The 20,104-nt window shown below is 41.4% G+C and carries 24 protein-coding genes; 6 read left to right on the forward strand and 18 right to left on the reverse strand.

Annotated elements, in window-relative coordinates; genetic code table 11:
• Positions 1 to 260: 260 nt before the first annotated feature.
• The 4 genes from SORDD05_RS05165 to SORDD05_RS05180 form a co-directional block, all read right to left on the reverse strand.
• Positions 261 to 584, reverse strand: a complete 324-nt coding sequence (locus SORDD05_RS05165) for a HEPN family nuclease (RefSeq protein WP_155718840.1) — start codon at positions 582 to 584, stop codon at positions 261 to 263.
• Positions 585 to 749: 165 nt separating this feature from the next.
• On the reverse strand, positions 750 to 1,916 hold the full coding sequence (locus SORDD05_RS05170; RefSeq protein ID WP_061417493.1) for a YecA family protein: 1,167 nt from the start codon (positions 1,914 to 1,916) through the stop codon (positions 750 to 752).
• 15 nt (positions 1,917 to 1,931) lie between these two features.
• Entirely contained in the window at positions 1,932 to 3,476 is a 1,545-nt protein-coding gene (locus tag SORDD05_RS05175; protein ID WP_061417495.1) for a peptide chain release factor 3, read from the reverse strand.
• Positions 3,477 to 3,622: 146 nt separating this feature from the next.
• Positions 3,623 to 4,315, reverse strand: a complete 693-nt coding sequence (locus SORDD05_RS05180; RefSeq protein WP_061417497.1) for a YwaF family protein — start codon at positions 4,313 to 4,315, stop codon at positions 3,623 to 3,625.
• Positions 4,316 to 4,481: 166 nt separating this feature from the next.
• Here SORDD05_RS05180 and gatC point away from each other — a divergent pair, with 166 nt between their 5' ends.
• The 6 genes from gatC to nusB all read left to right on the forward strand — a co-directional run bounded on the left by gatC (position 4,482) and on the right by nusB (position 9,206).
• Positions 4,482 to 4,784, forward strand: a complete 303-nt coding sequence (gatC, locus tag SORDD05_RS05185) for an Asp-tRNA(Asn)/Glu-tRNA(Gln) amidotransferase subunit GatC (protein ID WP_061417499.1) — start codon at positions 4,482 to 4,484, stop codon at positions 4,782 to 4,784.
• Positions 4,784 to 6,250 carry an Asp-tRNA(Asn)/Glu-tRNA(Gln) amidotransferase subunit GatA gene (gene gatA / locus SORDD05_RS05190; protein WP_061417501.1) on the forward strand — a complete coding sequence of 489 codons (1,467 nt, stop codon included), beginning with the start codon at positions 4,784 to 4,786 and terminating at the stop codon, positions 6,248 to 6,250. Before gatC ends, gatA begins: the two co-directional genes overlap by 1 nt.
• The gene (gatB, locus tag SORDD05_RS05195; protein WP_061417504.1) at positions 6,250 to 7,692 is read left to right on the forward strand and encodes an Asp-tRNA(Asn)/Glu-tRNA(Gln) amidotransferase subunit GatB; all 1,443 of its coding nucleotides are present in this window, start codon (positions 6,250 to 6,252) and stop codon (positions 7,690 to 7,692) included. The genes gatA and gatB overlap by 1 nt, the downstream gene beginning before the upstream one ends.
• A 127-nt stretch (positions 7,693 to 7,819) precedes the next feature.
• Positions 7,820 to 8,380 (forward strand): elongation factor P, encoded by a 561-nt coding sequence (efp, locus tag SORDD05_RS05200; RefSeq protein ID WP_000568642.1) that lies wholly within the window; start codon positions 7,820 to 7,822, stop codon positions 8,378 to 8,380.
• A gap of 21 nt (positions 8,381 to 8,401) precedes the next feature.
• The gene (locus SORDD05_RS05205; RefSeq protein ID WP_000510583.1) at positions 8,402 to 8,791 is read left to right on the forward strand and encodes an Asp23/Gls24 family envelope stress response protein; all 390 of its coding nucleotides are present in this window, start codon (positions 8,402 to 8,404) and stop codon (positions 8,789 to 8,791) included.
• The gene (gene nusB, locus SORDD05_RS05210) at positions 8,784 to 9,206 is read left to right on the forward strand and encodes a transcription antitermination factor NusB (RefSeq protein ID WP_061417505.1); all 423 of its coding nucleotides are present in this window, start codon (positions 8,784 to 8,786) and stop codon (positions 9,204 to 9,206) included. The genes SORDD05_RS05205 and nusB overlap by 8 nt, the downstream gene beginning before the upstream one ends.
• Before the next feature lie 49 nt (positions 9,207 to 9,255).
• Here the strand turns inward: nusB and SORDD05_RS05215 are convergent, their stop codons facing one another.
• From SORDD05_RS05215 to SORDD05_RS05280, 14 genes are all read right to left on the reverse strand, one after another.
• Entirely contained in the window at positions 9,256 to 9,978 is a 723-nt protein-coding gene (locus tag SORDD05_RS05215) for a CPBP family intramembrane glutamic endopeptidase (protein ID WP_061417507.1), read from the reverse strand.
• Positions 9,979 to 9,996: 18 nt separating this feature from the next.
• Positions 9,997 to 10,182, reverse strand: a complete 186-nt coding sequence (briC, locus tag SORDD05_RS10045) for a biofilm-regulating peptide BriC (protein WP_061417510.1) — start codon at positions 10,180 to 10,182, stop codon at positions 9,997 to 9,999.
• Positions 10,183 to 10,337: 155 nt separating this feature from the next.
• Positions 10,338 to 11,105: an acetyl-CoA carboxylase carboxyl transferase subunit alpha gene (locus tag SORDD05_RS05225; protein WP_061417512.1), complete on the reverse strand. Its 768-nt coding sequence runs from the start codon at positions 11,103 to 11,105 to the stop codon at positions 10,338 to 10,340.
• Positions 11,102 to 11,968: an acetyl-CoA carboxylase, carboxyltransferase subunit beta gene (gene accD, locus SORDD05_RS05230; RefSeq protein WP_061417514.1), complete on the reverse strand. Its 867-nt coding sequence runs from the start codon at positions 11,966 to 11,968 to the stop codon at positions 11,102 to 11,104. Before accD ends, SORDD05_RS05225 begins: the two co-directional genes overlap by 4 nt.
• A gap of 35 nt (positions 11,969 to 12,003) precedes the next feature.
• Entirely contained in the window at positions 12,004 to 13,371 is a 1,368-nt protein-coding gene (gene accC / locus SORDD05_RS05235; RefSeq protein ID WP_000488663.1) for an acetyl-CoA carboxylase biotin carboxylase subunit, read from the reverse strand.
• 11 nt (positions 13,372 to 13,382) lie between these two features.
• Positions 13,383 to 13,805: a 3-hydroxyacyl-ACP dehydratase FabZ gene (gene fabZ / locus SORDD05_RS05240; protein WP_000565515.1), complete on the reverse strand. Its 423-nt coding sequence runs from the start codon at positions 13,803 to 13,805 to the stop codon at positions 13,383 to 13,385.
• Positions 13,802 to 14,290 carry an acetyl-CoA carboxylase biotin carboxyl carrier protein gene (accB, locus tag SORDD05_RS05245; protein ID WP_061417517.1) on the reverse strand — a complete coding sequence of 163 codons (489 nt, stop codon included), beginning with the start codon at positions 14,288 to 14,290 and terminating at the stop codon, positions 13,802 to 13,804. The genes fabZ and accB overlap by 4 nt, the downstream gene beginning before the upstream one ends.
• 2 nt (positions 14,291 to 14,292) lie before the next feature.
• Entirely contained in the window at positions 14,293 to 15,528 is a 1,236-nt protein-coding gene (gene fabF / locus SORDD05_RS05250) for a beta-ketoacyl-ACP synthase II (protein WP_061417520.1), read from the reverse strand.
• Between the two features lie 28 nt (positions 15,529 to 15,556).
• The gene (gene fabG, locus SORDD05_RS05255; RefSeq protein WP_061417522.1) at positions 15,557 to 16,288 is read right to left on the reverse strand and encodes a 3-oxoacyl-[acyl-carrier-protein] reductase; all 732 of its coding nucleotides are present in this window, start codon (positions 16,286 to 16,288) and stop codon (positions 15,557 to 15,559) included.
• A gap of 44 nt (positions 16,289 to 16,332) precedes the next feature.
• The gene (gene fabD, locus SORDD05_RS05260; RefSeq protein WP_061417524.1) at positions 16,333 to 17,253 is read right to left on the reverse strand and encodes an ACP S-malonyltransferase; all 921 of its coding nucleotides are present in this window, start codon (positions 17,251 to 17,253) and stop codon (positions 16,333 to 16,335) included.
• Positions 17,246 to 18,220: an enoyl-[acyl-carrier-protein] reductase FabK gene (fabK, locus tag SORDD05_RS05265; RefSeq protein WP_000857452.1), complete on the reverse strand. Its 975-nt coding sequence runs from the start codon at positions 18,218 to 18,220 to the stop codon at positions 17,246 to 17,248. The genes fabD and fabK overlap by 8 nt, the downstream gene beginning before the upstream one ends.
• Positions 18,221 to 18,337: 117 nt before the next feature.
• Entirely contained in the window at positions 18,338 to 18,562 is a 225-nt protein-coding gene (locus tag SORDD05_RS05270) for an acyl carrier protein (protein WP_000257840.1), read from the reverse strand.
• Between the two features lie 57 nt (positions 18,563 to 18,619).
• Positions 18,620 to 19,594 (reverse strand): beta-ketoacyl-ACP synthase III, encoded by a 975-nt coding sequence (locus SORDD05_RS05275; protein ID WP_061417526.1) that lies wholly within the window; start codon positions 19,592 to 19,594, stop codon positions 18,620 to 18,622.
• Positions 19,594 to 20,028 carry a fatty acid biosynthesis transcriptional regulator FabT gene (locus SORDD05_RS05280; protein WP_000386342.1) on the reverse strand — a complete coding sequence of 145 codons (435 nt, stop codon included), beginning with the start codon at positions 20,026 to 20,028 and terminating at the stop codon, positions 19,594 to 19,596. Before SORDD05_RS05280 ends, SORDD05_RS05275 begins: the two co-directional genes overlap by 1 nt.
• Positions 20,029 to 20,104: the final 76 nt, after the last annotated feature.

Below are 20,104 nucleotides of genomic sequence, written 5' to 3' on the forward strand. Positions count from 1 at the left end.
TCTTAACTTACTAATATTCAAAATAAGAATTGTAAAGCTACTATTCTCAGTTAACTTAACCACATAGTAAGAACAATTTCAATCATTATTCATTAAGTCCACAAGACTAAACTCTTGACATGGTCAATATTCACTCAAATTATAATGTACTTTTAAACACATTCTTGCATCAACTATAAATCCTCTGATTTTAAAACACTCTTCATATACACTTTACAAAAAGTAACTATAGAAAATCTTGATGATCTATACTTTAGGTGCTACCGCTCTGTAAAAATAGGCTGTTCTAAAAAATTTATCATCGAGTCATAATCAATCTCTACTTTTTCAGTCCTATTATTCCAAATATCTTCCAACTTGTAAACAATATTGCTATTGGAATCAAGATATGTTGTAATATGTCCATGAGCTATGGCATTTCTAATTCGCTCTAAAATATAATAATACTTGGTCTCACTTCTTTTATTTATTGTACTAGAATTATTTTGATAATATTTCTGCAAATTGTCTTCTTCATATGTAAATCCGTCAATATTAACAGATAAAGGAGAAATTTTCTTCAAATCGTCATCTTCTAACCTCAAGGAAATATCCAACAGTCTCAACACTGGAAACATAAAATTAAATCCAACAATTTTATCTTCATCCTCTTTTAACTCCCTAATACTCTTATTTATTTCTTTAATTTGATTTTGTGTCTTCTCTGGGGAAACATCTTCAATATAGAAAATATTACACCAATAATCAATCTATCTATCATTTAATTGCATTAAATGGACTAAAAAATTAGAAAACTCTGTTTCAAAATCATACAAAAACTTTATTTCAGAAGAAAATTCTTTATAAGTTATTTCTTTTTTATTTAAGTATGTTGTTAAAAAAGACACCTCGACCTCTATTCTATTTTCAGGAATTTCCGTAACTACATGATTATAAATTTCCCTATTATTTTTTATAAAGTTTTCTAATTCTATAAAGTTCAAGTTATTTAATTTTTGAGTAAATATGTTCATTGCATGCTGATTATCACCAGCATATTTTAATTTTTCATCACCTTTACCGTCGTATGTTAGAATATTAAAAAAAGCAAATGTTTTGTTTTTCTTATTTAATAATTTTCTTACTATCCTTGAAATAAATGATTGTTTTTTAAAATCAATAACTTGCTCAGGAGATATCTTATTTGTACTATTAAAATTAAACCAACTATGTTTATATACGACACCGTATGAAGTGTAATTAGAAAAATATGACTGAATGAATCTGTGTAAAATTGGTTCTAAAATAAAGCCATGATTAATAGCTTTACCATTTTTATTGTTATATATAAAATACCCTAGAAAATAACCATTTTCCAAAGTTATAAAATTTCCGTAGTTCATATGAGCAAGAGCATTTCTTAAAATTGCTAATTGGTCATACGGACTTTTACTCTCTCTATTACTGCTTACATAAAATTTATCAAACGATTGAACCGTTCCTTCATTAATCATTAGTTCATCTTTATATAAATTGAAATATTTCTTATATAAATCAAGCAATATTTTATCTTTTTCGCTATTATTCAAATGGTTAAAAAAGTCAGCATAAATAAAATTTTTTTTAAAATAGTCTTTCTCTAGTTTTTCCCTATTAAATAATAGAATAGCTGAATCTAAAAATACTCTAAATCTAACTAAATCAGTAATATTTAATTCACCAAAGTAATTCTTACCTATCTTTTCAATCACATCATCTATATCCAGACCATTGGAATAAAGCGTCTGGTACTTATTTATCATAATTAGATTGTTGTTTAAATAGTCATTATTAGGGTACTCTTGAACTTTTTTATTAAACTTCAAATGACAATTTTTATATTTTTCTCCTGAACCACAAGGACACGGTGTATTTCTCTCTATATTTTTTTTACTCATTCAATTCTCCAAAGATCACATCTTTTCCTCTAACTCTACATCCGGATACTTGTCTGCAAACCAGCGAAGGGCAAAGTCATTTTCAAAGAGGAAGACTGGTTGGTCAAAGCGGTCTTTGGCCAAGATATTGCGACTTGACGACATCCGTTCATCCAAGTCCTCTGGCTTGATCCAACGAACCGTCTTTTTCCCCATTGGAGTCATGACAACTTCTGCATTGTACTCACCTTCCATGCGGTGCTTGAAGACTTCAAACTGGAGTTGGCCGACAGCACCCAGCATATACTCGCCTGTTTGGTAATTCTTATAAAGCTGGACGGCCCCTTCTTGTACCAACTGCTCCATGCCCTTGTGGAAGGATTTTTGTTTCATGACGTTCTTAGGCGAAACCTTCATGAAAATCTCTGGAGTAAAGGTTGGCAGTGGTTCAAATTCAAACTTGTTTTTTCCAACCGTCAAAGTGTCTCCAACCTGATAGGTACCTGTATCGTAAACCCCGATGATATCTCCTGCCACGGCATTGGTCACATTCTCACGACTTTCCGCCATAAACTGAGTAACATTAGACAGCTTGGCACCCTTACCAGTTCGAGGCAGATTGACACTCATCCCACGTTCAAATTCACCCGAAACGATACGGACAAAGGCGATTCGATCACGGTGACGAGGGTCCATGTTGGCTTGGATTTTAAAGACAAATCCTGAGAAATCCTTGTCATAAGGATCCACAATTTCGCCGTCTGTTTTCTTGTGTCCATGAGGTTCTGGAGCAAACTTGAGGAAGGTCTCAAGGAAGGTCTGCACACCAAAGTTAGTGAGGGCTGATCCAAAGAATACCGGAGTCAAATCACCTGCAAGAATGGCTTCTTCTGAGAATTCATTTCCTGCTTCATTCAAAAGCTCAATATCCTCTTTTACTTGTTCATAAAATGGGTTGCTCGCAAAGAGTTTGTCACCATCTTCTAGGCTGGCAAAACGCTCATCCCCTTTATAGAGTTCCAAGCGTTGGTTATAGAGGTCGTACAAGCCTTCAAAGGCTTTCCCCATCCCGATTGGCCAGTTCATCGGATAACTCGCAATACCTAGGACTTCTTCTAGTTCTTGCAAGAGGTCCAGCGGCTCACGACCATCACGGTCCAGCTTGTTCATAAAGGTAAAGACGGGAATCCCACGGTGTTTGACAACCTCAAACAATTTCTTGGTTTGGGCTTCGATACCCTTGGCAGAATCCACGACCATGACCGCAGCATCCACCGCCATCAAGGTACGATAGGTATCTTCTGAGAAGTCCTCGTGCCCTGGTGTGTCTAGGATGTTTACGCGTTTGCCATCGTAGTCAAATTGCATCACAGATGAAGTGACCGAAATCCCACGTTGTTTTTCGATATCCATCCAGTCAGACTTGGCAAAAGTCCCTGTTTTCTTCCCTTTTACAGTACCAGCCTCACGAATCTCGCCCCCAAAGTAGAGCAACTGCTCAGTGATGGTTGTTTTCCCCGCGTCCGGGTGGGAGATGATGGCAAAGGTACGGCGTTTCTTAATTTCTTCTTGTAAAGTCATATCTTCTCTTTCTTTTCTTTCAGGATAATAGTGAATGCTATATTTTATTTTATATTTTTACATCGGAATATTCCAATCCTTTCAACTTACCTATTATAGCGAATTTCAGGGAGTTTTTCAATTGCTCGTCTGATGAAAAAGTCAAGCTAGAACACAGATTTTACCTGATTTCCCTTTTTCCACCGTTTCTTGAACAAGATATCAAAGAGAAGCAAGGCAAGAGAAAGAATAACCGACACAAGGAGGTACTTTATCCATAGAGGTGCATTCGAGATAAATGGTGTATCTCTTAAGAGCCCATAATTTCCACCAGTCACCTGATTAACCCCAACTAGAAAGAGATTGAGGATAAAGGTATAGGCTACAATCATATATTTCTTGAGCAGGCTCTTGTCGTAGTGATTCAACAAATAGACCAAGGAGTTCACCAAAAGAGCATAGTGCCCAATCAAAAACGAGAAACTGGTAATGTGCGGAAAATCATAGGGGTCAAAAACGGGGTAAACCAAGGCAAAAACCGCTCCACTTGCTCCTAAGAGGGCAAGATACTGCTTGCTCCGCCATTTATCTGGCAAGAAAACCACCGCAAACATGGCCAAACGGCAATGATAAAATGGAAGGCTATTAGAAAAGGGAATCCCAAAACCAACATACCAGATATATAGGGATAGTAACTGGAGGATCTGAATCCCCTTAAATAAGCGAACAAATTTCGGATTTTTGTGATAAGCAAGTGCTCCATAAATACAAAGCACTAAGACAAGCATCATAACTCCATACCAAAAAAGCGAAATGGGAGGAGGGACCGTCTGAGATCTGGTGATAAATTGATAGAACATGTTTCTATCCTAACTCTTATTTTTTCTTTTTTTCTAGTTTAACCATTATAGCGAATTAAAAACGATTTTTCAATTTCTATTTCTTTTCAGTTTGGCTCCCTTATTTATAGGAAAATATGGTAAAATAGAACAGACTAAAAATCATCATTTCACGAAAGGATGCAAGATGAAAATTACGCAAGAAGAGGTAACACACGTTGCCAATCTTTCAAAATTAAAATTCTCTGGAGAAGAAACTGCCGCCTTTGCGACAACCTTGTCTAAAATTGTTGACATGGTTGAGTTGCTGGGCGAAGTCGACACAACTGGTATTGCACCTACTACGACCATGGCTGACCGCAAGACCGTACTCCGCCCTGATGTGGCCGAAGAAGGAACAGACCGTGACCGCCTGTTTAAAAACGTACCTGAAAAAGAAAACTACTATATCAAGGTACCAGCTATCCTAGATGATGGGGGAGATGCCTAATGACTTTTAATAACAAAACTATTGAAGACTTGCACAATCTCCTTGTCTCTAAGGAAATTTCTGCAACTGAATTGACCCAAGCTACGCTTGAAGATATCAAGTCTCGCGAGACAGCTATCAACGCTTTTGTTACCATCGCTGAGGAGCAAGCTCTAGCTCAAGCTAAGGCTATTGATGAAGCTGGAATTGACGTGGATAATGTCCTTTCGGGAATTCCGCTAGCTGTTAAGGATAATATCTCCACAGACGGTATCCTGACAACTGCAGCCTCAAAAATGCTCTACAACTACGAGCCTATCTTTGATGCGACAGCTGTCGCCAATGCAAAAGCCAAGGGCATGATTGTTGTCGGAAAAACCAACATGGACGAGTTTGCCATGGGTGGTTCAGGTGAGACTTCTCACTACGGTGCCACTAAAAACGCTTGGGACCATAGCAAGGTTCCTGGTGGTTCATCAAGTGGTTCTGCTGCAGCTGTAGCTTCAGGACAAGTTCGCTTGTCACTTGGTTCAGATACTGGTGGTTCCATCCGCCAACCTGCCGCCTTCAACGGGATCGTTGGTCTCAAACCAACCTACGGAACGGTTTCTCGTTTCGGTCTCATTGCCTTCGGTAGCTCATTAGACCAGATTGGACCTTTTGCACCAACTGTTAAGGAAAATGCCCTCTTGCTCAACGCTATTGCCAGCGAAGATGCTAAAGACTCTACTTCTGCTCCTGTTCGCATTGCTGACTTTACTTCAAAAATCGGTCAAGACATCGAGGGCATGAAAATCGCTCTGCCTAAAGAATACCTCGGTGAAGGGATTGACCCAGAAGTTAAAGAAACCATTCTGAACGCAGCCAAACACTTTGAAAAACTTGGTGCTATCATTGAAGAAGTCAGCCTTCCTCATTCTAAATACGGTGTTGCCGTTTACTATATCATCGCTTCATCAGAAGCCTCATCAAACTTGCAACGTTTTGACGGTATCCGTTACGGCTACCGCGCAGAAGATGCAAGCAACCTTGATGAAATCTATGTAAACAGCCGTAGCCAAGGTTTCGGTGAAGAGGTGAAACGCCGTATCATGCTTGGAACATTCAGCCTTTCATCAGGCTACTATGATGCCTACTACAAGAAGGCTGGACAAGTTCGTACCCTCATCATCCAAGATTTCGAAAAAGTCTTTGCGGATTACGACCTGATTTTGGGACCAACTGCACCAAGCGTTGCCTATGACTTGGATTCACTCAACCACGATCCCGTTGCTATGTACTTGGCTGACCTTTTGACCATCCCTGTCAACTTAGCTGGTCTCCCAGGGATTTCGATCCCTGCTGGATTCTCTCAAGGTCTACCTGTCGGTCTCCAATTGATCGGTCCTAAATACTCAGAAGAAACCATTTACCAAGCTGCTGCTGCTTTTGAAGCAACAACAGACTACCACAAACAACAACCCGTGATTTTTGGAGGTGATAACTAATGAACTTTGAAACCGTCATTGGACTTGAAGTCCACGTAGAGCTCAACACCAATTCAAAAATCTTCTCACCTACATCTGCCCACTTTGGAAATGACCAAAATGCCAACACCAACGTGATTGACTGGTCCTTCCCAGGAGTACTTCCAGTTCTCAATAAGGGTGTTGTCGATGCCGGTATCAAGGCAGCTCTTGCCCTCAACATGGACATCCACAAGCACATGCACTTTGACCGCAAGAACTACTTCTATCCTGATAATCCCAAAGCCTACCAAATTTCTCAGTTTGATGAGCCAATCGGCTACAACGGCTGGATTGAAGTGGAGCTAGAAGACGGTACGACCAAGAAAATCGGTATCGAACGCGCCCACTTGGAAGAAGACGCTGGTAAAAACACCCACGGTACAGATGGCTACTCTTATGTTGACCTCAACCGTCAAGGGGTGCCATTGATTGAGATTGTATCTGAAGCTGACATGCGTTCGCCAGAGGAAGCCTACGCTTATTTAACTGCCCTCAAGGAAGTCATCCAGTACGCTGGTATTTCTGACGTTAAGATGGAAGAAGGTTCTATGCGCGTGGATGCCAACATCTCCCTTCGTCCTTATGGTCAAGAAAAATTCGGTACCAAGACTGAGTTGAAAAACCTCAACTCCTTCTCCAACGTTCGCAAGGGTCTTGAATACGAAGTCCAACGTCAAGCTGAAATCCTTCGCTCAGGTGGTCAAATCCGCCAAGAAACTCGCCGTTACGATGAAGCCAACAAGGCAACCATCCTCATGCGTGTCAAGGAAGGAGCTGCTGACTACCGCTACTTCCCAGAACCAGACCTACCCCTCTTTGAAATCTCTGATGAGTGGATTGAGGAAATGCGTACAGAATTGCCAGAGTTTCCAAAAGAACGCCGTGCGCGCTACGTTGCTGACCTTGGCTTGTCAGACTACGATGCTAGCCAGTTGACAGCAAACAAAGTCACTTCTGACTTCTTTGAGAAAGCTGTTGCCCTCGGTGGCGATGCTAAGCAAGTCTCAAACTGGCTCCAAGGCGAAGTCGCTCAATTCTTGAACGCTGAAGGCAAAACTCTGGAACAAATCGAGTTGACACCAGAAAACTTGGTTGAAATGATTGCCATCATCGAAGACGGCACTATCTCATCTAAGATTGCCAAGAAAGTCTTTGTTCATCTGGCTAAAAATGGCGGTGGAGCGCGTGAATACGTGGAAAAAGCCGGAATGGTTCAAATCTCAGATCCAGATATCTTGATTCCAATCATCCACCAAGTCTTCGCAGATAATGAAGCAGCCGTTGCCGACTTCAAGTCAGGCAAACGCAACGCAGACAAGGCCTTCACAGGCTTCCTTATGAAGGCAACCAAAGGCCAAGCCAACCCACAAGTTGCCCTTAAACTGCTTGCGCAGGAATTGGCGAAGTTGAAAGAAAACTAGACAGAAAAAACCAGCCCTAAGGTTGGTTTTTTCTTCTCTACCAACTCCCAATAACTATTTTGGCTTTATTTCCAGAGTATTTTATGGTAAAATGAAGAGTAATAATATTTATTAAAGAGGTAAAAACATGATTGAAGCAAGTAAATTAAAAGCTGGTATGACCTTTGAAACAGCTGACGGAAAATTGATCCGCGTTTTGGAAGCTAGCCACCACAAACCAGGTAAAGGGAACACGATCATGCGTATGAAATTGCGTGATGTCCGTACTGGTTCTACATTTGACACAAGCTACCGTCCAGAGGAAAAATTTGAACAAGCCATCATCGAGACTGTCCCAGCTCAATACTTGTACAAAATGGATGACACAGCATACTTCATGAATACAGAAACTTACGACCAATACGAAATCCCTGTAGTCAATGTTGAAAACGAATTGCTTTACATCCTTGAAAACTCAGAAGTGAAGATCCAATTCTACGGAACTGAAGTGATTGGTGTTACCGTTCCTACTACTGTTGAATTGACAGTTGCAGAAACTCAACCATCTATCAAAGGTGCTACTGTTACAGGTTCTGGTAAACCAGCAACGATGGAAACTGGACTTGTCGTAAACGTTCCAGACTTCATCGAAGCAGGACAAAAACTCGTTATCAACACTGCAGAAGGAACTTACGTTTCTCGTGCCTAATCTCTAGAAAGAGGTCATTCTATGGGAATTGAAGAACAACTTGGCGAAATCGTTATCGCCCCACGTGTACTTGAAAAAATCATTGCTATTGCTACAGCAAAAGTAGAGGGTGTACACTCTTTTTCAAACAAATCAGTATCTGACACCCTTTCAAAACTTTCGCTCGGCCGCGGCGTTTATCTTAAAAACGTGGACGAAGAACTCACAGCAGATATCTACCTCTACCTTGAGTACGGAGTAAAAGTTCCTAAGGTAGCTGTTGCTATCCAAAAAGCTGTCAAAGATGCAGTCCGCAATATGGCTGATGTAGAACTCGCTGCTATCAATATCCACGTTGCAGGTATTGTTCCAGATAAAACACCAAAACCAGACTTGAAAGACTTGTTTGATGAGGACTTCCTCAATGACTAGTCCACTATTAGAATCTAGACGTGAGCTCCGTAAGTGTGCCTTTCAAGCTCTTATGAGTCTTGAGTTTGATACAGACGTCGAAACTGCTTGTCGTTTCGCCTACACACACGATCGTGAAGATACGGATGTGCAACTCCCAGCCTTTTTGACAGAGCTCGTTTCTGGTGTTCAAACTAAAAAGGAAGAACTAGACAAGCAAATCACACAACATCTAAAAGCAGGTTGGACCATCGAGCGTTTAACACTCGTGGAGAGAAATCTCCTTCGCTTGGGAGTTTTTGAAATCACTTCATTTGACACCCCTCAGCTAGTTGCTGTTAATGAAGCTATCGAGCTTGCAAAGAACTTCTCAGATCAAAAGTCTGCCCGTTTTATCAATGGACTGCTCAGCCAGTTTGTAACCGAAGAACAGTAAACAAAAAAAGTGTTTGACAATTATCAAACACTTTTTTCTTTGCCTTCCACTATCTAAAAAAGTGGTAATAGATATAATTATAAACAAAAATCCAGATAGGTTTTGCATGATTGAGAAAGTTAAAAAAACTATGGCAGAGAATCGTTAATCTCAGATTGTCGGTAGAACGATAAACAAGGGCAAAAAAGAGACCAATCAGACTATAATATAATAAACTAATTGGGTCCTGATGAGATAGTATCAAATGACTGAGTCCAAAGATAAGCCCTGATAAGATGACATCTAAATAGTACTTTGACTTAGGAAAGAAGGTATTCATAAAATACCCACGATCAAACGTCTCTTCCAAAAGAGGACCAATAACGACTGTTAAGATAAAACTAAGAACTGTAGATAAAAAAGTTGGTTGTCCATTTGAAAGAACCACGGTAAAATACTCATCATGAATATTCCTAGCATTAATCAAATGAGCATAGCGTGTCCAAAAATTACCGAGAATCTGATGAACCACATAACATGCAAACAAGTAAAAGATAGTTGACCAGTTCCAGCTCTTTTTCTCAAAGATAAAGAGCATCTTTTGCTTTTTTAACCACCAAATTAATAAAAGGAAACTTCCTACTAATCCTATTGTTAAAATAAGGGAATAGACATCAGCACCTAACCCTAAAATGATTGCCACATACAATCCAATTGTTTGTGGTAAATAGGTAGATAGTAAAATAATAAGCAAAAATATTCCAAATTGTCTTAGTTTCTTTGTGTTTCTCATCGTACTTTTTTTGAAAGGTTATCCTGCTCGGAAGCCGTACTTCCAAGCATCTCTATAAGAATTAAGTGCCTCTTGCCCCATATAGGAAGAAAATTCTCTATAATATAACCGCCTACCATAACCATCTTCCCAAACAGCAAGACCATCTGAAACTTGGTCTAAGTCTTCTGACGAAAGAACTGTAAATGTTTCTGTACCTGTCATTGCAAGTACCTTCTTAAAATATTGTTGTAGGCTCACATCTACAGTATACTTCTTTTTTATCTATTTTATTAGTCTTCTCCTCAACTATCAATTTTTCAACCTGAATGGCATTTTCTATAAAAAAATGAGACCTTTCTAGTCTCATTTAGTCATTCTTAGTATTTTCTAAAGCGTTGGTAACGTTCTTCGATAAGTTGGTCGAGTGGTAGTTCTTTCAACCTATCTAGTTCTGCACGCAATTCATTTTTAACGCAACCTAGCAGTTCTTTACTTGACAACCCTGCCTCTGAGATTACCTTGTCTACGATTCCCATTTCTAGGAGTTCATGTGAAGTGATTTTCATCAATTCCGCTGCTTCCATAGCACGACTTCCATCCTTCCAAAGGATAGAGGCAAATCCTTCAGGGCTAAGTACTGCGTAGATTGAGTTTTCTAACATCCAGACACGGTTAGCTACTGCTAGAGCTAGGGCCCCGCCAGATCCACCTTCACCGATAATAATCGCGATGATTGGAACCTTGAGGTCACTCATTTCCATCAGGTTTCGGGCGATTGCTTCACCTTGTCCACGTTCCTCTGCTCCAACACCTGGGTAAGCACCCGCCGTATTGATAAAGGTCACAACTGGACGACCAAACTTTTCTGCCTGTTTCATCAGGCGAAGAGCCTTGCGATAGCCTTCTGGATGAGGTTGCCCAAAATTTCGTTTGAGGTTGTCATGAAGACTTTTTCCCTTTTGGATACCAACGACAGTTACTGCCTGTTCGCCTAACCAGCCAATTCCACCGATAACCGCACCATCATCGCGGAAAGAGCGATCTCCATGCAATTCGATAAACTCGTCAAAAATTCCATTGGCAAAATCAAGGGCTGTCAAGCGACTCTGCTCGCGTGCCTCTCTGACTATTTTTGCAATATTCATCCGCGACTTCCTCCATGCAATCTCACTAATTTAGCAATTGTTTCAGGCAATTCTCTCCGTTTAACAATTACATCAACAAATCCATGTTCAAGCAGAAATTCTGCCTTTTGGAAGTCATCCGGCAAGGTCTCACGAACTGTATTTTCGATAACACGACGCCCAGCAAAACCAACCAAAGTCTGTGGCTCCGCTAGGATAATATCACCTTCCATAGCAAAAGAAGCAGTCACCCCACCTGTTGTCGGATCGGTTAAAATAGTTAGGTAAAAAAGTCCTGCCTTGGAATGACGTTGAACTGCTGCAGAAATTTTAGCCATCTGCATCAAGCTCATGATTCCTTCTTGCATACGGGCTCCACCAGAAGCTGTGAAGAGAACGACTGGCAAGTTTTCTACCGTCGCATACTCAAACAAGCGCGTGATTTTTTCACCCACAACGGTTCCCATAGAAGCCATGATAAAGTTTGAATCCATGATCCCAAGGGCAACTTTTTGTCCCTTGATACTAGCTGTACCAGTTAGTACTGCTTCATCCAAACCTGTCTTTTCACGCATTGTTGCAAGTTTTTTCTGGTAGCCAGGAAAGTTTAATGGATCTTGAGTTTCAATACCTGTAAACATCTCCACAAAGCTACCAGAATCAATCGTCAAATCCAAGCGTTCCTGAGCTGAAATACGGAAAGTATAGCTACAATGGGGACAAATTCGTTCACTCCCAAGATCCTTTTGGTAGATGATATGTTTACATCCAGGACACTTGGAAAAGAGTTCATCAGGAACCTCAGGCTTGGCTTGTGGTTTCTGCCTTACGGAACGGTTAGGATTGATCCGAATATACTTATCCTTTTTACTAAATAGAGCCATAACTCCCCCTTTTAGTTCTCATACTGTTTGAAAGTCTATTCTTTTTCTTGGTATTTTGGCAAGAAAGTTTCCATCAAGAAGGAAGTATCGTAGTCACCAGCGATAACTCGGCGGTCTGAAATCAGATCCAACTGGAAGTCTGCATTGGTTTGCACACCTTCTATATCAAGTTCATAAAGTGCCCGTTGCATCTTCATAAGAGCATCAAAACGATTCTCCCCATGAACAATGATTTTAGCAATCATACTATCATAGTAAGGGGGAATGGTATAACCTGGATAAACTGCTGAGTCCACGCGCAAGCCAACTCCACCACTTGGTAGATAGAGATTGGTAATTTTCCCTGGGCTTGGAGCAAAGTTAAATGCTGGATTTTCCGCATTGATCCGACATTCGATAGCATGACCTCGTAGGACAATATCTTCTTGTTTGAAAGGTAAAGGTTGCCCTGCAGCAATGCGAATCTGCTCTTTCACGATATCAACACCTGAAACAAACTCTGTGACTGGGTGTTCAACTTGCACACGAGTATTCATTTCCATGAAGTAGAAATTGCCACTCGCTTCATCGAGAAGAAATTCAATCGTCCCTGCATTTTCATAGCCAACAGACTCTGCTGCACGAACGGCTGCAGCACCAATTTCATGACGAAGGGTTTTGCCAATCGCAATGGATGGGCTTTCTTCTAAGACTTTTTGGTTATTCCGTTGGAGTGAACAGTCCCGTTCACCAAGATGGACAACATGACCCTCTTGATCTGCAAGAATCTGAACTTCGATATGACGAGCTGGATAAATCACACGCTCAAGATACATAGCGCCATTTCCAAAGTTGGCCTTGGCTTCACTAGATGCTGTCTCAAAGGCTGCGACCAAGTCTTCCGCCTTTTCAACCTTACGAATCCCTTTTCCACCACCACCTGCCGATGCCTTAAGCATGACTGGGTAGCCAATTTTTTCTGCAACTGCAAGTGCCTCTTCAGCTGTGTGAACTTCACCATCAGATCCTGGGATAACTGGAACCCCAGCCTTGATCATTTGCTCACGCGCATTGATCTTATCCCCCATGGTATCCATTACAGCCCCAGAAGGACCGATAAACTTAATCCCCACTTCATCACACATCGTGGCAAACTTGGAATTTTCGCTAAGAAAACCAAAACCTGGGTGGATGGCTTCTGCTTCTGTCAAGACTGCAGCAGATAAAATAGCATTGATATTGAGATAAGACTCTGTCGCCTTACCAGGTCCGATACAGATAGCTTCATCCGCTAGAAGTGTGTGAAGAGCTTCCTTATCAGCAGTTGAATAAACTGCTACGGTCGCAATGCCCAATTCACGCGCAGCTCGAATAATGCGAACCGCAATCTCACCACGGTTGGCAATCAAAATTTTACGAAACATGGAGAACCTCCTTAGTTTCCAATTGCAAAGGTAAGAGTACCACTCGCTGCAAGCTTACCATCTACTTCAGCCTTTGCTTCAACCACAGCGATCGTACCACGACGTTTGACAAAAGTAGCCGTCATAACTAATTGGTCACCTGGTACAACTTGCTTCTTGAACTTAACCTTATCCATGCCAGCATAGAAGACCAGTTTCCCTTTATTTTCAGGTTTGGACAATTCCAAGACACCAGCAGTCTGAGCCAAGGCCTCCATGATAAGAACACCTGGCATGACTGGGTATTGAGGAAAATGACCATTGAAGAAAGGTTCGTTGATAGTCACATTTTTAATGGCAACAATGGTATCCTCGCTCACTTCCAAGACACGGTCCACTAGGAGCATAGGGTAGCGATGGGGTAGAGCTTCTTTGATTCCTTGAATATCGATCATTTGATACGTACCAATCCTTTACCGAACTCAACCATTTCTTCATTTGAAACGAGAATTTCTGTCACCACACCATCCTTAGGTGCAGGAATCTCATTCATGACCTTCATGGCTTCGATGATCACCAAAGTCTGGCCTTTTTTAACACTGTCTCCAACTGTGACGAAGGCAGGTTTATCTGGTCCAGCAGCCAAGTAAGCCACCCCTACAAGTGGGCTCTCAACAACATCACCCTCCGGAGCAACCGTCGTTTCAGCTGGTACTGGAGCTTCTTCCACTGCACTCTCTACTGGAGTTGAAGGGGTAGAAACTACTGGACTTGCCGCTACTGCAGCTGGCACTGGAACAACTTGAGTTGGTGCTTCAGAAGCCATTCTTGCTTCATTCTTACTGAACTGCAATTCGTCCGCTCCGTTTTTATAAGAAAATTCTCTCAAACTTGATTGGTCAAATTGAGCCATCAAGTCCTTGATCTCATTTAAATTCATAGTTATTTATTCTCCCAACGTTTGAAAGCAAGAACCGCATTGTGTCCACCAAAACCAAAAGTATTTGAAATAGCATAAGGGATTTCTTGCTCCAAGCCTTGTCCATAAACGACATTCGCTTCGATATAGTCTGACAATTCACTTGTTCCAGCTGTTTTTGGCACGAAGTTATGACGCATGGCTTCAATTGTAGCGATTGCTTCTACCGCTCCCGCAGCTCCAAGCAAGTGTCCTGTAAAGGACTTGGTTGAAGATACAGGTACTTCTTTACCAAGGACAGCTACGATCGCACCACTTTCTCCTTTTTCATTAGCAGGAGTTGAAGTACCGTGAGCATTGACGTAAGCCACTTGCTCTGGAGAAATTTCTGCTTCTTCCAAAGCCAATTTAATTGCCTTGATGGCACCTTGACCTTCTGGATGAGGTGAAGTCATATGGTAAGCATCACAGGTATTTCCATAACCAACTACTTCAGCCAAGATAGTTGCACCACGTTTTTCAGCATGTTCAAGGCTTTCAAGCACCAACATACCAGAACCTTCTCCCATCACAAAACCATTACGGTCTTTATCAAATGGAATAGACGCACGAGTTGGATCCTCTGTAGTTGATAGGGCAGTCAAAGCTTGGAAACCAGCGATGGCAAATGGAGTGATAGAAGCTTCTGATCCACCAACTAACATGACATCTTGGAAACCAAACTTGATTGAGCGGAAGGCATCTCCAATGGCATCATTTGATGAGGCACAGGCTGTATTGATTGATTTACAGATACCGTTTGCTCCGAAGCGCATGGCAACATTACCTGAAGCCATATTTGGCAAGGCTTTTGGAAGTGTCATTGGTTTAACGCGTTTTGGACCTTTTTCATGAAGACGGATAACCTGATCTTCGATTTCTTTAATTCCCCCAATACCAGAAGCAACGATGACACCAAAGCGATCTTTATCGATTGCTTCTACATCAAGATTTGCATTTGTCACCGCTTCTTGAGCCGCATACAAGGCATACAAAGAATAGTTATCAAAACGGTTGGTATCTTTTTTGACAAAGTATTTATCAAATGGGAAATCTTGAACTTCTGCCGCATTGTGCACAGCAAATTCGCTGTGGTCAAATTTAGTGATTTCTCCAATTCCAATCTTCCCAGTTTGCAAACTGTTCCAAAATTCTTCTGGAGTATTTCCGATAGGAGAGGTCAATCCGTAACCTGTTACTACAACTCGATTTTGTTTCATCTGTCTTACCTATATCTTTCCTTATTTTTTACATGCTAAGTCCGCCATCAACAGCGAGAACTTGTCCAGTCAAATAATCCTGTCCAGCCAGGAACACTGTAGCATCTGCAATATGTTCTGCTTGACCAAAATGTTTCATTGGGATTTGGGCCAATGTCGCTTCCTTGACCTTATCAGACAAAACAGCAGTCATATCAGACTCGATCATCCCTGGTGCAAGAGCATTTACACGTACATTGCGATTGGCAACTTCACGTGCTACTGACTTGGTAAAACCAATCAAACCTGCTTTAGAAGCTGCATAATTGGCTTGTCCGATATTTCCCATCAAACCGACCACACTCGACATATTGATGATCGCACCTTCACGTGCCTTGATCATCTGTTTCAAAACTGCTTGCGTCATGTTGAAAGCACCTGTCAAGTTGATCTTAAGCACTTTTTCAAAGTCTTCTTCGGTCATCTTGAGCATAAGCGTATCTTGAGTGATCCCAGCATTGTTGACCAAGACATCGACAGAACCGAGTTCTGCAATCGCTTGATCTATCATACGCTTGGCATCTACAAAGTCTGAAACATCACCTGATATCGGTACTACTTTGACACCGTAGTTTGAAAACTCAGCCAGCAATTCTTCTGAGATTGCTCCGCGGCTATTCAAGACTACATTAGCACCTAGTTGGGCAAATTTGTGAGCAATGGCAAGACCAATTCCACGACTCGAACCTGTAATAAAGATATTTTTATTTTTTAGTTGCATTCTTTTCTCCTGTTTCCTCTTGTATTTTGTGGGAGAAGGGATCATTAGTTTCCTAACAAAGCATCCAAGCTTGCTTGGTCTTCAACGTTAGCTAGCTTAGCTGATTTATCAATCTTTTTGACAAATCCCGACAGGACTTTCCCTGGACCAATTTCAATAAAATTGGTCACACCAGCATCCTGCATCACAGCAATACTTTCATAAAAACGAACAGGTTCTTTCACCTGACGCGTCAAGAGCTCTTGGATTCGATCTTTTTCCATAATAGCAGCTTCCGTATTGCCGACTAGTGGGCAAGTAAAATCAGAGAAACTCACTCCCTCCAGAGCTCCAGCTAGTTGCTGACTGGCTTGCTCAAGAAGGGCTGTATGGAAAGGACCAGATACATTTAAAGGAATCAATCGTTTTGCTCCTGCTTCCTGCAAGAGTTCAACTGCGCGGTCAACTGCAGCCACCTCACCACCGATAACGATTTGGCTTGGGGTGTTGTAGTTGGCTGGGGTCACTACTCCAACTTTAGAGGCTGCCTCACAAGCTTCCTCAATCACTTCTACTGGAGTATTTAGGACGGCAACCATCTTTCCAGAGCCTGCAGGTGCAGCTTCTTCCATATAAGCACCACGCTTAGCAACCAAGGCAACTGCATCCTCAAAGTCCAAGGCACCACTTGCTACAAGAGCAGAATATTCCCCAAGAGACAATCCTGCTACCATATCCGGCTCGTAGCCCTTTTCTTTCAATAGTCGGTAAATAGCAACCGAAGTCGCTAAAATAGCTGGTTGCGTATAGCGAGTCTGGTTTAACTTAGTTTCGTCCTTATCAATCAAGTCACGAAGGTCATAACCCAAAACCTGACTGGCTTGGTCAATTGTTTCCTTGACGATAGGATAACGATCATAGAGATCACGTCCCATTCCTAGATACTGAGCACCTTGACCCGCAAATAGAAAGGCTGTTTTAGTCATTTCTTACAACTCCTGCCCAACGAGAGGCTTCTTCTTGAATTTTCTTGGCTGCACCATAGTATAGATCTTTTAGGATTTCTTCGACAGTTTCCTCTTTAGAAACCAAACCAGCAATCTGACCTGCCATTACAGATCCACCTTCTACATCTCCATGAACAACGGCTTTAGCAAGAGCACCAGCTCCCATTTGTTCAAAGATTTCTAAATCTGGGTTTTCTTGTTTAAAGGCATCTTTTTCAGCCTGCTCAAAGTCACGTGTCAACTGGTTTTTAATGGCACGAACAGCATGACCAAAGTGTTGAGCTGAAATAGTCGTATCGATATCACGCGCCTTTAAGATTTTTTCTTTATATTTTGGATGGGCGTTAGATTCCTTAGCTACTACAAAACGTGTACCAACCTGAACGGCCTCTGCACCAAGCATAAAGCCTGCAGCGACACCCTCACCGTCCGCAATTCCTCCAGCTGCGATAACTGGAATTGAAACAGCCGCAGCAACCTGACGAACCAAGGTCATAGTTGTTAATTTACCAATATGTCCACCGGCTTCCATTCCCTCTGCAATAACTGCATCTGCACCAATTTTTTCCATACGTTTTGCCAAAGCAACACTTGGAACAACAGGAATAACAGTAATTCCTGCATCATGGAAACGAGTCATATATTTACTTGGATTTCCTGCACCAGTTGTCACCACCTTGACCCCTTCTTCAATCACGAGATCAACGATGTCTTCTACAAAAGGTGACAAGAGCATGATGTTGACACCAAAAGGTTTGTCTGTAAGTGATTTGATTTTATCGATATTAGCCTTTACGACCTCTTTAGGTGCATTTCCACCACCGATGATCCCTAGACCACCAGCTTTTGATACCGCACCAGCCAAGTCACCATCAGCAACCCAGGCCATTCCTCCTTGAAAAATAGGATAATCAATGTTCAATAATTCTGTAATACGTGTTTTCATAGTGCCTCCATCATTCCTTGCTTACGTAATAGTTCGATGAGTTTATCATTTGAGTCTCAAACTATTACCTAAACAAGAGGGAGCGGGTCTCCCCTACTCCTTCTAGTAATATGTTAATTATTTTGTTTGCTCTTCAACGTAGGCAACCAAGTCACCAACTGTTTTCAAGTTATCTTCTGCTTCGATTTGGATATCGAAAGCATCTTCGATTTCAGAGATTACTTGGAACAAGTCCAATGAATCTGCATCCAAATCATCAAAAGTAGATTCAAGTGTTACTTCTGATGCGTCTTTTCCAAGTTCTTCAACGATAATTTCTTGTACTTTTTCAAATACTGCCATGATAGGACTCCTTTAAAATATAAAAAATTTATAACTATGTGTTTACCACATGATTACCTAGATTGTGAGAATGAGTGTGCCCCATGTCAAACCTCCGCCGAAGCCTGATAGGAGAATAGTCTGGCTACCATCTAAACGAATCTTGCCATTCTCCACACACTCTGAGAGCAAAATCGGGATGCTTGCAGCACTGGTATTTCCATACTCCATCATATTGGCAGGAAGCTTGTCTCGGTCTACACCGATTTTCTTAGCCATCTTATCCAAAATGCGGATATTTGCCTGATGAAGCAAGAGATAATCCAATTCCGATGCTGCGATTGGACTATTTTCAATAGTCTCTTTGATCGATCTAGCAACATCACGATTTGCAAAATCAAAAACTGCTCGTCCATCCATTTTCAAAAAAGCAGGAACTGCCTCTTGATCTGAGAAAGGAGAAGCCAAAGCCGTTTGGCCATAGGTCAAACACTCGCTCCGAGAGCCATCCGTATAGAGACTTTCCACAAGGAAGTGCCGTGTTTCGCTCGTTTCCAAGAGAACCCCACCTGCACCATCTCCAAAGAGAACAGCTGTCGAACGATCTGACCAATCAACTGCCTTGGATAAGGTCTCAGCCCCGATAACAATCCCTTTTTTGAACTGTCCAGAACTTAAAAACTTTTCTGCAGTTGAGAGAGCGAATACAAAGCCACTGCAAGCTGCTGTCAAATCAAAGGCGAAAGCTCTATGCGCTCCGATATTTGCCTGAACCCGAGCTGCCGTAGAAGGCATCATCGAATCAGGAGTAATCGTCGCTACAATGATAAAATCAATCTGATCCGCTGTTAAGCTCCCTTTAGCCAGCAAACTCTTAGCAACTTCTGTCGCCAAGTCACTTGTAGACTCTGTTTTTGAGATATGTCTCTGTTTAATTCCTGTCCGACTTGAAATCCACTCATCGCTTGTATCCATAATTTGAGCCAAGTCCTGATTAGTGACCACTTGCTCTGGAACATAATGAGCAACCTGGCTTATTTTTGCAAAAGCCATTATTTCAAATCCTCCAAAAATTGATAAAGGTTAGTTAAGCCCCTACCCATCACTTCTATCTCTTCAGAGCTCATACCATCGATAATTTTTTCGACCATGGCCTTGTGGAAACGTTTATGAAGGCGGTGAACCAAACGACCTTTCTTTGTCAAATGCAAGTAGACCACACGACGATCCTGATCAGAACGAATGCGCTCAACATAACCTTTTCTTTCTAGATTATTCAAGCTGGTCGTAACAGTTCCAAGAGTGACCATCAGTTCTTTAGAAACCTTACTTGGTGTCGCCTCTGGGAACTTGCCAATCACATCAATCGTGTGCATTTCTTTGATGGAGATGTCTTTGAAACGACTACCTCGTAAGCTAACCTCCTCAATCACAAGGACATTATTAAAAATAGATGTTAAATACTCATTCACTTGTTGGTAGTCCAAAGTATTCCCTCCTTCTCAAAAAAACTTTTGCATTCAAAACATTTGACACGAAAAGTATATCAAACTTCAAAGAATT

Origin of the sequence: Streptococcus oralis (genome assembly GCF_001578705.1) — a bacterium.
Taxonomy (GTDB): Bacteria; Bacillota; Bacilli; order Lactobacillales; family Streptococcaceae; genus Streptococcus; species Streptococcus oralis_J.

Coding starts and splice junctions, on each gene's coding strand:
- accB (WP_061417517.1), bottom strand. CDS start 14,290: ATGAATTTAAATGAGATCAAGGACTTGATGGCTCAATTTGACCAATCA.
- gatA (WP_061417501.1), top strand. CDS start 4,784: ATGACTTTTAATAACAAAACTATTGAAGACTTGCACAATCTCCTTGTC.
- fabK (WP_000857452.1), bottom strand. CDS start 18,220: ATGAAAACACGTATTACAGAATTATTGAACATTGATTATCCTATTTTT.
- SORDD05_RS05170 (WP_061417493.1), bottom strand. CDS start 1,916: ATGAGTAAAAAAAATATAGAGAGAAATACACCGTGTCCTTGTGGTTCA.
- briC (WP_061417510.1), bottom strand. CDS start 10,182: ATGACAGGTACAGAAACATTTACAGTTCTTTCGTCAGAAGACTTAGAC.
- SORDD05_RS05175 (WP_061417495.1), bottom strand. CDS start 3,476: ATGACTTTACAAGAAGAAATTAAGAAACGCCGTACCTTTGCCATCATC.
- nusB (WP_061417505.1), top strand. CDS start 8,784: ATGACTAGTCCACTATTAGAATCTAGACGTGAGCTCCGTAAGTGTGCC.
- SORDD05_RS05180 (WP_061417497.1), bottom strand. CDS start 4,315: ATGTTCTATCAATTTATCACCAGATCTCAGACGGTCCCTCCTCCCATT.
- fabF (WP_061417520.1), bottom strand. CDS start 15,528: ATGAAACAAAATCGAGTTGTAGTAACAGGTTACGGATTGACCTCTCCT.
- SORDD05_RS05275 (WP_061417526.1), bottom strand. CDS start 19,594: ATGGCTTTTGCAAAAATAAGCCAGGTTGCTCATTATGTTCCAGAGCAA.
- SORDD05_RS05270 (WP_000257840.1), bottom strand. CDS start 18,562: ATGGCAGTATTTGAAAAAGTACAAGAAATTATCGTTGAAGAACTTGGA.
- SORDD05_RS05205 (WP_000510583.1), top strand. CDS start 8,402: ATGGGAATTGAAGAACAACTTGGCGAAATCGTTATCGCCCCACGTGTA.
- gatB (WP_061417504.1), top strand. CDS start 6,250: ATGAACTTTGAAACCGTCATTGGACTTGAAGTCCACGTAGAGCTCAAC.
- accC (WP_000488663.1), bottom strand. CDS start 13,371: ATGTTTCGTAAAATTTTGATTGCCAACCGTGGTGAGATTGCGGTTCGC.
- SORDD05_RS05215 (WP_061417507.1), bottom strand. CDS start 9,978: ATGAGAAACACAAAGAAACTAAGACAATTTGGAATATTTTTGCTTATT.
- efp (WP_000568642.1), top strand. CDS start 7,820: ATGATTGAAGCAAGTAAATTAAAAGCTGGTATGACCTTTGAAACAGCT.
- fabZ (WP_000565515.1), bottom strand. CDS start 13,805: ATGATCGATATTCAAGGAATCAAAGAAGCTCTACCCCATCGCTACCCT.
- accD (WP_061417514.1), bottom strand. CDS start 11,968: ATGGCTCTATTTAGTAAAAAGGATAAGTATATTCGGATCAATCCTAAC.
- SORDD05_RS05225 (WP_061417512.1), bottom strand. CDS start 11,105: ATGAATATTGCAAAAATAGTCAGAGAGGCACGCGAGCAGAGTCGCTTG.
- fabD (WP_061417524.1), bottom strand. CDS start 17,253: ATGACTAAAACAGCCTTTCTATTTGCGGGTCAAGGTGCTCAGTATCTA.
- gatC (WP_061417499.1), top strand. CDS start 4,482: ATGAAAATTACGCAAGAAGAGGTAACACACGTTGCCAATCTTTCAAAA.
- fabG (WP_061417522.1), bottom strand. CDS start 16,288: ATGCAACTAAAAAATAAAAATATCTTTATTACAGGTTCGAGTCGTGGA.